The 12469-nt window shown below is 51.1% G+C and carries 8 protein-coding genes; 5 read left to right on the top strand and 3 right to left on the bottom strand.

Features of this window, described 5'->3' with window-relative positions; genetic code table 11:
* The first annotated feature begins 1 nt into the window (after position 1).
* The gene (locus tag VV869_RS13185; RefSeq protein ID WP_337735371.1) at positions 2 to 916 is read left to right on the top strand and encodes a cation diffusion facilitator family transporter; all 915 of its coding nucleotides are present in this window, start codon (positions 2 to 4) and stop codon (positions 914 to 916) included.
* Between the two features lie 948 nt (positions 917 to 1864).
* Positions 1865 to 3466: an EAL domain-containing protein gene (locus VV869_RS13180; RefSeq protein WP_337735370.1), complete on the top strand. Its 1602-nt coding sequence runs from the start codon at positions 1865 to 1867 to the stop codon at positions 3464 to 3466.
* Positions 3467 to 3676: 210 nt separating this feature from the next.
* On the opposite strand, the gene nagZ is transcribed toward VV869_RS13180, so the two are convergent.
* Entirely contained in the window at positions 3677 to 4681 is a 1005-nt protein-coding gene (gene nagZ, locus VV869_RS13175; RefSeq protein WP_337735369.1) for a beta-N-acetylhexosaminidase, read from the bottom strand.
* A gap of 360 nt (positions 4682 to 5041) precedes the next feature.
* On the opposite strand from nagZ, the gene VV869_RS13170 reads away from it, so the two are divergent.
* The gene (locus tag VV869_RS13170; RefSeq protein ID WP_337735368.1) at positions 5042 to 5524 is read left to right on the top strand and encodes a DUF1097 domain-containing protein; all 483 of its coding nucleotides are present in this window, start codon (positions 5042 to 5044) and stop codon (positions 5522 to 5524) included.
* A gap of 146 nt (positions 5525 to 5670) precedes the next feature.
* Here VV869_RS13170 and VV869_RS13165 read toward each other — a convergent pair whose 3' ends face one another.
* Positions 5671 to 6609, bottom strand: a complete 939-nt coding sequence (locus VV869_RS13165; RefSeq protein WP_337735367.1) for a precorrin-2 dehydrogenase/sirohydrochlorin ferrochelatase family protein — start codon at positions 6607 to 6609, stop codon at positions 5671 to 5673.
* Between the two features lie 263 nt (positions 6610 to 6872).
* Here VV869_RS13165 and VV869_RS13160 point away from each other — a divergent pair, with 263 nt between their 5' ends.
* Both VV869_RS13160 and VV869_RS13155 read left to right on the top strand, forming a co-directional pair.
* Positions 6873 to 7988 (top strand): efflux RND transporter periplasmic adaptor subunit, encoded by a 1116-nt coding sequence (locus VV869_RS13160; RefSeq protein WP_337735366.1) that lies wholly within the window; start codon positions 6873 to 6875, stop codon positions 7986 to 7988.
* Between the two features lie 9 nt (positions 7989 to 7997).
* A complete protein-coding gene (locus tag VV869_RS13155) occupies positions 7998 to 11150 on the top strand; it encodes an efflux RND transporter permease subunit (RefSeq protein ID WP_337735365.1) in 3153 nt (1050 codons plus the stop codon).
* Between the two features lie 102 nt (positions 11151 to 11252).
* On the opposite strand, the gene VV869_RS13150 is transcribed toward VV869_RS13155, so the two are convergent.
* Positions 11253 to 12377, bottom strand: a complete 1125-nt coding sequence (locus tag VV869_RS13150; protein ID WP_337735364.1) for a S1 family peptidase — start codon at positions 12375 to 12377, stop codon at positions 11253 to 11255.
* Positions 12378 to 12469: the final 92 nt, after the last annotated feature.

The raw sequence follows: 12469 nt of genomic DNA, 5'->3' as shown, positions 1-12469 counted from the left end.
TATGGCTATCAGCCGTAAAGTTAGTAAGGAGCGTTTAGCGCTAAAAATGTCCCTGGTTGGTACCGTACTGCTTGCCAGCTTGGGGATTGGCTATGGATTATATGTCGGATCCAGTGCCATTTTACTCGACGGCATGTTTTCACTTTTGAGTATGGGGATGACAGGTTTAAGCCTGTATACCGCCTACTTGGTCTCAAGACCTGACGACCGACAATTCCAGTTTGGCTATGCGCACATTGAACCGCTGATCAATGTCGTCAATGGCTTGCTTATCCTGGTGACTTGCATCTTTGCATTGATCAGTGGTGTGCAAACCATTGTCAACGGAGGCCATGACATTGTTTTAGAGCATGCCCTTGTCTACGCTGTGTTGTCGACTGTCTGTTGTTTTTCCATTTATGCAGCTGAAACACGGATTGCTAACAAGGAAGCATCGGAGTTGGTCCGGGTGGACTCGCAGGAGTGGTTGGTTGATGGCATTCTCAGCGCGGCGATTCTGGTCGGTTTCTTGTTGGTGATGCTGTTTGATTATTTTGGCTACTCCCGCTGGAATGCGTATGTCGACCCGATTTTGGTTTCGACGCTGGCGATTGCAGCTTCAGTCCTTCCGGTGAAAGTGCTTAAGCGTAATCTCAGGGAAGTACTGCTGCTTGCTCCGCAGGATACAACGCAACAGCATGTAGATCGGGTCATTCAGCGGCTGTCACGTCAATATCATTTTGATGGTTACACGCACCATTTTGCCAAGTCGGGTCGTCAGTACGATCTGGAAGTTAACATCCTGGTAAAAAATGATGCTTACTGGACCACAAAACGCCAAGACTTCATTCGTCAGCTACTCTGGGAAGAGTTATCGAGCGATCTGGGTGACACCTGGTTGTCCGTTACCTTCACCGGCCAGGAACGCTGGTTGTAATATTCTGAAAGCCGACTTCTCCTGAAGTCGGCTTGTTCTGTTCCTCGCATTAAGTACATCAATAACCAATCCGAGCTCATAAGATTTTCTAATAAATTAAACAAAGAAATATCATTCAACTTTTACTGGCCATCTGATGGTTATTTACACAGAATGTGCGTGCTAGATGTCACATCAACCCGATAAAATTAAGACTAATTTTGGATTTCATGTAACTGAAATTTGGCTAAATTTAACTTGTTTCAGGGATTGTGACATCAAATGTAAGTGGTACGTCTCGGTTACAGCCTTTTTTATCACATTCAGGTAACCAATTCGTGCATAAAACACTCAGGTGGGGTATCTTATCGACAGTCTAAAAATTGCTTTTAGTTCAGAAACAATCTTTAGACCTGATTACACCCTTTTCGGCAACATCACTTGGTAGCGACGGTGATGTTGGTTCACCCAGTTTTAGATGGTTAAGGTTCGTTATGGAAACTTTGTTAGTCATTGCCTTCATTTTTGGTGCAGCTTTTATTATTGTCAAAGAGAAGAAATGCACAAAAGGTATCGACTACTCCCGAGACTCTCTTTAACAACACTGGCGCGAATAGGCGCCTTTGTTTTTGAATGGTAAACGGGCGTGTCCTTGCGCCAAGGCGGGTCATTCCTTTCACTCAGCCTATCTCTTTCAATATTCAGCCGTTTTTCAACATAGGCTTATATAACCTGCCTGCGCTTTGTCTGATTTAATCTTGAATTCAATCCCCACCAAACACGTCTGAGCTTCCTTACATTTTTATAAATTTTACCAAGTCGTGATCTGACTCGTAAGTGATCTTCCGCCTGCTGCTTGTTAACCTCCTTATTAATGAATATGGTTGTATATAAGCGCGGACGACGTACTCTGGTTTAAGGCTGGTTATGCACCCGCTTTGGGCTATGGTAAAAAGGTATGATTTAAGAATGGTATTTGGTAAACGCAACAATGCCTTAGGTGATAAAACGTCGAATCAAAACATGTCTGTTCGGCAGAATATTTTATCTTTCGGCTTTATTCTCGGGATAGCAATCCTGTTCTCGCTGCTCAGTAACCCCACCGCTCAATATTATCTCTCTTATCGGATCAACGCTGACTCGAATGAGCTGCTCGGTACGTATTCCATGCGGCTCGAACAATTGCCCGGATTACTGACCACGTTATCGCAAGAGTTTGAATTTGATTGTAGCCCGGCCGATCAGGCGCAACTCAATACCATTGTTTATCGCAATTTTGTGATCAAGCGGATGTCACTGAGCCCTCATCATGGCGGGGAGTGCAGTAGCTATCAAAGCGCCCAGGCGGACTCGCATTTGATGCCACTCCTAAGCCACCTCTCCCCGGAGGTGTCATTGTGGGTGGCCAATGATGCAGAGCAGGGAACTTTATTGGCCGCGAAGTGGCAGGGAGCGCAGGGGCAGTTGACCGTTCATCTTGAGCCACTGGTCTCGGAGTCGTTAAAGAATAAGTATTGCCAGGACTGTGTATTGAGTGTTTTAACCTCAGTGAGTAACCCGACGGTTGCATACTGGCGCGGGGATATCGGGCTATTGGACGAAGAGCCGCTGTTTCGCACGACGATTCTGGATGGTTTACAGGTGAATACCTTTATCCGCCCACAACTGCTTGCGGCATATCAAGCCGACCTTTGGCTGCCGTTATTCATGCTGGGGGCGATTATGGCCGCACTCTCGCTCTCTCTTTACCGGGTCTACAAACGACGCAGTATCTCTTTGCATGCGCTGGTTGAGCGGGGATTAGCCCGGCAGGAGTTCATTCCGTATTACCAGCCGATCGTTGACGTTTCGACCAATTCTTTATATGGCTGTGAAATGCTGGCCCGATGGCTGCGTCCCGGGCAGGGCGTCGTCCCCCCGATGGAGTTTATCCCTTATGTGGAAAAGAGCGGTCAGATCCTCCCCATTACCGAGCAATTGATCGAGAAAGCTGTTGGAGAGATGAGTAAATTGAACTGGCAGATGACCAAACAGGTGATCAGTATCAATGTGGTTCCGGATCAGTTGGAAAGTTTGGAAATCATGGAAAAGTCGCTGGCGTTGCTGGCTCATTCCGACATTATGCCGGAACAAATTGCCTTCGAAGTGACCGAGCGCAAGCAATTTACCAACCTCACCATGGCGTCCGATGTGATTGAGCAGCTACGCAGTCGTGGTATTGATGTCAAACTTGATGATGCCGGGACCGGCTATGGCGGGTTCAGTTATATCCAACAACTGAACATTCGAAGCCTGAAAATTGATAAGATGTTTGTCGATAATATCGGCACCAAAGATCTGAAACTATCACTGCTGGACTCGATTATTGCCTTTGGTCGGGAAGCGGGGATGGAGATGATTGCCGAGGGTGTTGAAACTGAAGAGCAGTCCCGTTACCTGGCTGCTCAGGGCGTTTATTTGCAGCAGGGGTATTACTTTGGTAAGCCCATGACCTTTAAAGATTTTGCGTTTTTCTGCAAAGGCATTACGTCCTCACCCCGTGAAGAAAAACTGGCAACCTGCCTGGCGTAACAGAGGGGCTGTTTTGTTGTGCCTTAGCTTGTTGGCTTGGCACTCGTAAGGGAAGGGGGAGTTAATTCTCAGCGTCCAGAAAACCAAGTAATCAAGCGTTCAAGACATTAAGCAGCACGGCCGCTGATACAGCAACCGAGTTTATCGATAAGAGTGACCCCGCAGAGATGGTATCACCATCTCAATGGGGTCTGCGAATCTGTAAAATCGTCAGGCGTTTTGCTCTTGCCACTCGGTAGCCAGTCGCTGAATTTGCGACTGAGTTTCTTGCCACATTCGCGTGTTGATCAAATCTGAGTACTCTCCGGTAGGCTGTTTACACAGGGTCTGGACCTGTGGCACTTGCGTCTGCGGCAGGCCGTCTAGTGCCTGGATGGCACCTTCACGATTGTTACACAGCATCACCATGTCGCATCCTGCTTCCTGTGCGGCGATTGCCCGTTCGCTGTAACTGCCCAGAACATCGGCACCTTTCATATTCAGATCATCGGAGAAAATGATCCCGCCGAAGTTGAGGTCTTGACGCAGCACCTGTTTGAGCCAGAATTGAGAGCCGCTGGCCGGCTGATCATCATACGCGTCAAATACAACATGCGCCGGCATCATGGCATCGAGTAGTCCATCCCGGATTAATTGCTGAAAAACGACCATGTCATGTTGCATGATGTGATCGCGTGAATCGATCGGTGTTTCCAGATGCGAGTCGGCAATCACGCCGCCATGGCCGGGAAAGTGTTTCCCGGTGGCCGCCATACCGGCTTGTTTCATTCCGCGGATAAACGGGCTGGCAAACCGAATCACTTGCTGCGGATCATCAGAAAACGCGCGATCCCCGATGGCTTTACAGTCAAACCCTAAATCCAACACCGGTGCCAGGCTCAGATCGATATCCATCGCCAACAACTCGGCTGCCATCAGCCAACCGCCCAGATGCGCAAGGTTTTCGCCATTGGGCTGTGCAGCAAAGGCTTTGGCTGGTGGCAGGCGGGTGAATCCGTCGCGAAAGCGTTGCACTCGGCCGCCTTCCTGATCGACTGCAATCAGGAGCGGGCGTTTTGCGGTATTGCGTATTTCCCGAACCAACGCCCTGAGTTGCTGACGATCGTGGTAATTCCGGGCAAAAAAGATAATTCCACCAACTGTTGGATGTTGGATAATCTCACGCTCTTCGGCATCCAGCTCATAGCCGGCGACATCAAGCATTAGTGGTCCCATGAACGCTCCGTGATAATTGGTTGAACAGGCGATCTATTCTGGCTGTTCAGTTGTGAAGAAACCGGGCTAACTTACCATAGAGGTTTGTCACCAGCCTATTGGATTCACATATTTTTCGGTTCACTCGCAAACTCAGTATGACCTGATTGTCTACTCTAGGAAACGCATCGTTGACAGTGGTCTTCTCTATAGCGCGTGAAGTGAACTCCTGCATTTGGGTATAACACCAGTTTAGTGATAAAGATCACTATGCTGTTGCTGTGTTTTTCTTTGTTTCATTTGTAATGTGATCAATATCTGATTATTAATTCAGAATGTTCATTAGACTGTTTCCTTACCGTGTTAATGAGAGTTTCTGACATGTCAGTATTGGTCGCAATTGCAATCACAACCGGACTTCTTTCGGGAATATGGGGCTGGGTTGCCGTATCTTTGGGCTTACTCAGCTGGGCCGGTTTCCTGGGATGCACCACTTATTTTGCTTCCCCGAAGGATGGTCTGAAAGGCTTGGGTCTGAGTATTGTGACCAATATGAGCGGCGTCTTTTGGGCGATGGTTATTATCCACCTGTCCACCTTGGCTGGTCTGGAAGTGATTGGTTATGTGATTACGGCGGTGGTTGCGTTTTTGATGTGTGTACAAGCCAAACAATCCTGGCTGAGCTTCATTCCAGGGACGTTCATTGGCTCTTGTGCAACATTTGCTTCGGACGGTGACTGGCAATTGGTTGTGCCGTCATTGATCCTGGGGGCCGTCTTTGGCTACTGTATGAAGGCTTCGGGCCTCTGGGTACACAAAGTCATGACCCAGCCAAAGACAGATACTGTGCCTGAAATGGACTAAACAATGGTTTAGTCAGCGAGAATGATGAAAAGCCGCACTCAGTGCGGCTTTTGCGTTTCTGTTAGCCCAGCTGAATTCGTTGCCACCTGAAATCACCTTCTATCCGAAGTTGCGTTATCGCGGCAGCTGTACGGCAAGCATTCGGATTAACCCACACAGGGTACGAATATTCCCTGGAATTGTTCTGCGAGTGAGGCGGCCATTTGGTCGCTTATCGGTTTTGGTAGCAGGACACACACACGATAGTCTTCTTGCATCCATTGGCTGATCTGATTCACCAGCGTGTCGGGTTCGTAGTTATCCCGCTCGGCATCCCGGCGGCACAACTCAATAAAGGATTGTGCGCTGGCTTGTGGGTAAAGGACATACTCTGCCTGCTGCATCAGACGGAGTGCCTTTAGGCTGAGCAGTTCAGGGTCGACACCGGTTTCGATCAAATAGACACAGCCGCCGACTGGGTTGGGTTGTTCGAGCAGGTCCGAAAACGCGGCCTCTAACTGCGCCGGGGTTGTCGCCGTTTCAACCGCGGGCAATCTGAAAAATCTTTCCCAGAATTTGCGCCGTTCATCGACGGTGCTGAAAAATTGTTTAATCCGCTGTCGCTGCTGACCGGAATACTCGGCCAGCAGGCTGAGGTTTTGCGGCAACTGGGTTTCCAGTTTCTCGCGGATCATGCGCACGAGTACCGGTGATGCTCCGCCACTGGAAATGGCGACCTGAATCGGAGAGCGATCGACCATGGCCGGGGTGATGAAATGGCAGTGCTGTGGATCATCAACAACATTGGTCCAAAGCCCGAGTGAATTGGCATCCTTGAAAATCTGATGGTTCAGTGCTGGATCATCCGTGGTCGCCCACACCTGATGAAATCCGCTGAGTACATCTTTCTGATACGACTGTTGCAGCCATGCAATATTGTTTTCCTCGACCAGCCCAGACAGGTAGGGATGAATCGCGGGTGAAACCAGCGTGATGCAGGCCCCCGCCTGATAAAGCAAATCGATTTTTCTGCATGCGACCTCTCCGCCGCCGATCACGATGACCTTCCGATCGTTCAATTTTAAGAATACGGGGAAAAAGTCCATAACCTGAGTTTCCTTGATGTTGGGTGAACGCTTTGCGATTGCTGATTAAATGTCTGAAATGGCTATGCTAGCAACACTTATCCGGTGGGTGAAATAATTTGAAACATCTTTACCCCGGAAACCCGCCATCAACCCATGGGCTATTCAGCTTTCGTTAAATGCAGAATGCTAGTTTTATCAGCCTCTTAGTTCAATTCCACAGACTGCACTCACAGCGACGTCAGTTTTCATTGGGAATTCATGACATACAGATGGTCAATTAGATGAAAAGAAAAATCACAATTGCGGCACTGATCAGCACCAGCTTGCTGGTTGGTTGTGGCGAGACAACATCAGGTGCTGCTGCACCGGCAGGTCCCGTTGTGGCGACCCAAGACGTGTCGCTGATCGATTATCACCGCGGCCGACAATTTGTGGGACGCACAGAAGCCATGGAAGACGTGGCCATTACGGCTCAGGTTTCCGGTTATCTGAAGGCGCGATACTTCACGGAAGGCGAAATGGTTGAGCAAGGCCAGTTGTTGTACCAGATTGACCCTTCTGCTTATGAAGCAAAAGTTGCCAGCGCAACGGCGGCGATCACTCAGGCGGAAGCCAACCTCAAACGTGCCGAGCTGGACTGGCAACGTGCCAGGGGGCTGCTGCCGAAGGGCAGTATCAGCCAGTCAGAATATGACAAAGCGACCGCAGACAAACTCAATGCAGATGCGCAGTTAAAAGCGGCAAAAGCCCAGCTGAAGTCAGCAGAAATTGATTTGTCATTCACCCGTGTGGTGGCACCGTTTAGCGGACGGATCAGTGACAGCAAGGCGAGCATCGGCGATCTGGTTTCTCCGGCTTCCGGTGTCCTGACGACGCTGGTAAGTCTGGACCCAATGCAAACGACCTTTAACGTGAGCGAACGTCACCGCCTTAACCTGGGACTTGATGGTCTGAGTGGCAGCGGTGAAGGGCGTGACAATGTTGAAGTGGTTCTGACGTTGAACAACGGCGAAGAATATGCACATCCGGGTGTAGTTGATTTTATCGGTAACCGAATTGATCTCGATACCGGGACTATCGCGCTCCGGGCAAAATTTGCTAACCCGAATCAGCAACTTCTGCCGGGCCAGCACGTTCAAGTGCTGCTGCGTGAAAAAACGCCGGTGAAAGTGCCTGTGATTCCACGTCGTGCGGTGCAAAGTGATCTTGAAGGTGACTTCGTGATGGTGCTGACGGACGGCAATGTTGCAGAACGTCGCAATGTGGTGCTGGGTGCCCAGACTGAACAAGGTGTGATTGTGCAAGAAGGCGTGAAACCAGGAGACGTGGTGCTGACCAAAGGGCTGCAGCGCGTTCGTAACGGCATGACGGTTCGCCTTGAGCAAACGCAAGCGTAAGGGGAAGGCATGCTAAGTCGATTTTTTATCCAGCGGCCGAAATTCGCGCTGGTACTGTCCATTATGCTGACCCTCGCGGGTGCGATTGCTCTGGTGAATCTGCCGATCGCAGAATATCCCAAGATTAGTCCGCCTTCGGTGAGTGTGACAGCGTATTACTCGGGCGCTAGTGCCGAGGTTGTTGAAGAAGCGGTTGCAGACCCGATCGAAGCGTCGGTCAACGGTGTGGAAGGGATGATTTACATGTCTTCCAAGAGTGCCAATGACGGCTCCTACAACTTGAATGTGACGTTCGATGTTGATGTGGATCCGGACATGGCGCAGGTCAACGTGCAGAACCGGGTTTCTCAGATTGAATCCAAGCTGCCGGAAGAAGTCCGCATGGTTGGCGTGACGGTGAAAAAAAATTCACCGGACCTGCTGATGGTGCTGAACTTTTACTCTCCGGATGGGAAGTACGACGACCAGTTCCTGATCAACTACATTAACCTGAATGTGAAAGATCAGCTGGCGCGTGTCACCGGGATCAGTGAAGTCAACGTGATCGGCGGCGGTGAATACGCGATGCGTGTCTGGCTGGATCCGGAGCGGATGGCGAGTCTGGGTCTGACCACGTCTGATATTAACCGATCGCTGGCAGAGCAAAACGTTCAGGTTGCGGCCGGTAAAGTTGGTGGACCACCGTTTAACAATGTACAGGAAGTTCAATTCAGCCTGGTAACCAAAGGTCGTCTGGAGTCCGTTCAGGAATTTGAGAACATTGTGGTTCGTGCGAACTCAGACGGAAGTGTGGTTTACCTCCGAGATGTTGCCCGCGTTGAGCTGGGTAAGAAGTTCTATGATGGTAACGGGAAATTCCGTGGTCAGCCGGCTTCGATCGTCGCGCTGTCATTACAATCAGATGCCAACGCACTGGAAAGCGGTGAAGCCGTGATGGCGCTGCTGGAGAAGCTGAAGGTCAACATGCCGGACGGGATGGACTATGAGACCAGCTACGATACGACCTTGTTCGTGGCGGAATCGATCAAAGGGGTGGTGAAGACCCTGATTGAAGCCATCTTGCTGGTGATCGCGGTGACTTACCTGTTCCTGGGAAGCGTGCGCTCGACCCTGATCCCGGTAGTGGCAATTCCGGTATCTCTGATCGGGACCTTTGCCTTCATGCTGGCGACCGGTTTCACCATTAACACGGTGACCTTGTTCGGTCTGATCCTGGCGATTGGTATCGTGGTGGATGATGCGATTCTGGTGATTGAGAACGTTGATACCAACATGCAGCGTGATCCAAGCCTGACGCCGCGCCAAGCGACCTTGATTGCGATGAAAGAAGTGACCGGGCCGATTATTACCTCGACGCTGGTTCTGCTGGCAGTGTTCCTGCCAGTCGCAATGCTGCCGGGGATCACTGGGATCATGTATCGTCAGTTTGCCCTGACCATTTGTATCTCTGTTCTGATTTCATCCATTAACGCTCTGACCCTGTCGCCAGCGCTGTGTTCTCTGGTGCTTAAGCAAGGCGGAGAGAATACGTCCCGTTGGTTCCAAACCTTCAACAAGGCATTTGATAAAGTGACCTTGAAGTACGGTGCGTTAGCAGGCTTCCTGGTCCGAAAAGCCAGTGTGTTGTTGCTGGTCTTTGCTGCGGCTTTGGGTGCAGTGGGTTACTTGTCGAATAATACGTCTACCGCGTTTGTGCCGCAGGAAGACAAAGGCATCATGCTGGTGAATGTTCAGTTGCCGGATGCCGCTTCGTTGTCGCGAACTGAGCAAACGACGCTGAAACTGGAGCAGATGATCGCCGATGAGCCGGCGGTAGAAGGGGTGACGGTTGCTAACGGTTACGCATTCCTGACCGGCGCAGCAGCCTCGAACGGCGCTTCGATGTTCGTGAAGCTGAAAGACTGGGAAGAGCGCCAGGCGCTGGAAGGGGATCATTCTTCTTTTGCCATTACGCAACGGATTAACGCGCGTGCTGCAGTCGAAGTACCAGAAGCGGCGGTCTTTGCGATGGGACCACCGGCGGTGCCGGGCATGGGCGCTGCATCCGGATTTGAATTCGTGCTGGAAGACAGCCTGGGTCGTGATCGAACCGAGCTGGCGAAGGTGATGAATGAGCTGATCCAAAAGGCGAATGCACAACCTGAAATCCAATATACCTTCAGTATGTTCCGTGCCAACGTGCCGCATTTCTATGTGGACGTGGACCGGGTGAAAGCCAAGCAGTTGGGGATTCCGCTGACCGACATCTTCCAGACGCTACAGGGTAACCTGGGCTCAATGTACATCAATGACTTTACGATGTTCGGGAAGAATTTCCGGGTGACCGTGCAGGCCGACAGCCAGTACCGGAGTGATCTGGATTCGCTGGAGCGCTTCCACGTTCGCTCTTCCAGCGGCAAGATGATCCCGCTCAGCACTCTGGTCTCGGTTGAACAGGTGTTTGAGCCGGATGTCGCCTGGCGCTACAACATGTATCGTGCAGCCATCATTCAGGGCAGTCCGGCCCCGGGTTACTCCAGTGGTGATGCGATTGCAGCCATGGAGCGTGTTGCGGCAGAAGTCTTGCCTCTGGGCTACCAGTATGAGTGGACCGGCATGGCTTATCAGGAGATTGCTGCCGGGAACCAGGCCATTTATGCCTTTGCTCTGGCTCTGATCTTCATCTACCTGTTTATGGTCGCACAGTATGAAAGCTGGGGGATCCCGTTGGCGATTATCCTGGTGGTCCCGGTCGCGACGCTGGGATCCTTCCTGGCACTGGCTGCCACCGGAACACCGTTGAACCTGTATGCTCAGATCGGCTTGGTGTTGCTGATTGCGCTGGCGGCGAAGAATGCCATCCTGATTGTGGAGTTCGCCAAGAATGAGCGCGAGGAGCAAGAGCTGCCGATTGACAAGGCATCGGTCCGAGGAGGCATCCTGCGATTCCGTGCGGTGAACATGACCTCTTGGTCGTTCATCCTGGGGATTCTGCCACTGATCTTTGCGTCTGGTGCGGGTCACATCAGTCAGAACTCATTGGGTGTGTCACTGACCGGCGGTCTGTTGTGTGTGCTGTTGGCGGGAACCTTGTTAATCCCTGGGTTCTATGCTGTTGTTCAGCGTCGCCGCGAGAAGTTTCACGGCGGTTCAACCAAGCTTGAAGTCTTGGATGATCTATAACTGAAGATGCTGATTGAGAAGGGCTCCCCGCGGGGAGCCCTTTTTTTGGCAACCACTTCATGGTGCGGTCGATGGACGTCTGACTTTTGTTTTTGCCTCTGCCTATCGGCGTCTGCGCCAGCCGACCAGCAACATTGCAAATAGTGAAAACAGCGGTACGACGCCACCACTTGAGCCCGATGAATTTGATTTCGTCACAATTTTATCTTCTTTGACCAGCGTAAACGGGTCGTGTTGGAAGCTTGGGGTCCCGAGGGCGCTGAGCGTCAACCCGGTTTCCTGCTCAATCCAGTCCCGGTACTGGCTCAGCTCGGTATACAATCCGTTGCTCTGACCTGTCTCCAGTCCCTGAGATTTTTCACGGCAGACCGGACCATTACTGGTGACACCGACAACTCGTAACCCGAAATCCGGATCACTAAGGTGATCCGGGTTTTGCCAAATCAGCGGCCCGCCGGAATCACCAGCGCAGACATCTTTCTTGATGTCCGGATTATTTGAATCGGCACAGACAAAGTGGGAGTCGGTTGTGGTCACATAGCCGGAATCACACAGGTTGTCTGGGATGCCACCGAGTTTCACTACTTGTAACGCACTGGGCTGAACAAAATCCGGTGCGGTCTTGCCCCAACCGGACGCGATAAGATCACCCGGTGAATAGGCCGTGGCATTCCAGGTATTGCTGAAACCGGAATCCGCTTGTGTTTGCTCGGCAAGGGTTGCGATTTGAATTGGCGTTGCCACGCTGCTCAGGGGGCGGTTCACTTCAATCAGCGCCACATCATGGTCCAAGTCACCTGGCGTGTAAGTGGTGGCATTGAAAGGGATACCAATATAATTCGGGTGTGGGATCTTCCTGAGGATCGTAAATTTATAAGCGTCATCCACCGTATCTGCTTGTCCGGCCGGGATGTAATCAACACCTGCTACCAGGGTACTGCCCAGATTCGCCTGGAGCTCAGTGCAGTGTGCTGCGGTAACGGCCCAATAGTCGTTGATCACAACCGCGCCGCATCCGGCGTAGGATTCACCGTTTAGTTTCAGACTTAAGATCGCTGCTTGCCAGGGCAACAGGCGGTCGGCGAGGGCAGAAGCGGTTTCGCCATTCAAAACCTTCGGTTGTACCGTTGCATCCGTTTGCGGGGCAGTGACCTCGTTGGCATGAAGTGACGGGGCAAGCGCCAGCGCGAGTAACAGCGGAAAGGTAAACGTCTTTTTGTTATCCATGACGGGATCTCTTCAACACGCAATATGCGCTTAAATGTATACTTGATCTATAGTAGGTATTTTTAATGAGATAAACATTCGCTATGGCGATA

The organism is Photobacterium sp. MCCC 1A19761, assembly GCF_037389125.1.
Lineage (GTDB): Bacteria > Pseudomonadota > Gammaproteobacteria > Enterobacterales > Vibrionaceae > Photobacterium.
This window is presented reverse-complemented; position numbering and strand designations above follow the sequence as displayed.

Excerpts from the sequence above, each read along its gene's own strand:
- VV869_RS13155 (WP_337735365.1), top strand. The coding sequence starts at position 7,998 with ATGCTAAGTCGATTTTTTATCCAGCGGCCGAAATTCGCGCTGGTACTG.
- VV869_RS13150 (WP_337735364.1), bottom strand. The coding sequence starts at position 12,377 with ATGGATAACAAAAAGACGTTTACCTTTCCGCTGTTACTCGCGCTGGCG.
- nagZ (WP_337735369.1), bottom strand. The coding sequence starts at position 4,681 with ATGGGACCACTAATGCTTGATGTCGCCGGCTATGAGCTGGATGCCGAA.
- VV869_RS13165 (WP_337735367.1), bottom strand. The coding sequence starts at position 6,609 with ATGGACTTTTTCCCCGTATTCTTAAAATTGAACGATCGGAAGGTCATC.
- VV869_RS13170 (WP_337735368.1), top strand. The coding sequence starts at position 5,042 with ATGTCAGTATTGGTCGCAATTGCAATCACAACCGGACTTCTTTCGGGA.
- VV869_RS13160 (WP_337735366.1), top strand. The coding sequence starts at position 6,873 with ATGAAAAGAAAAATCACAATTGCGGCACTGATCAGCACCAGCTTGCTG.
- VV869_RS13185 (WP_337735371.1), top strand. The coding sequence starts at position 2 with ATGGCTATCAGCCGTAAAGTTAGTAAGGAGCGTTTAGCGCTAAAAATG.
- VV869_RS13180 (WP_337735370.1), top strand. The coding sequence starts at position 1,865 with ATGGTATTTGGTAAACGCAACAATGCCTTAGGTGATAAAACGTCGAAT.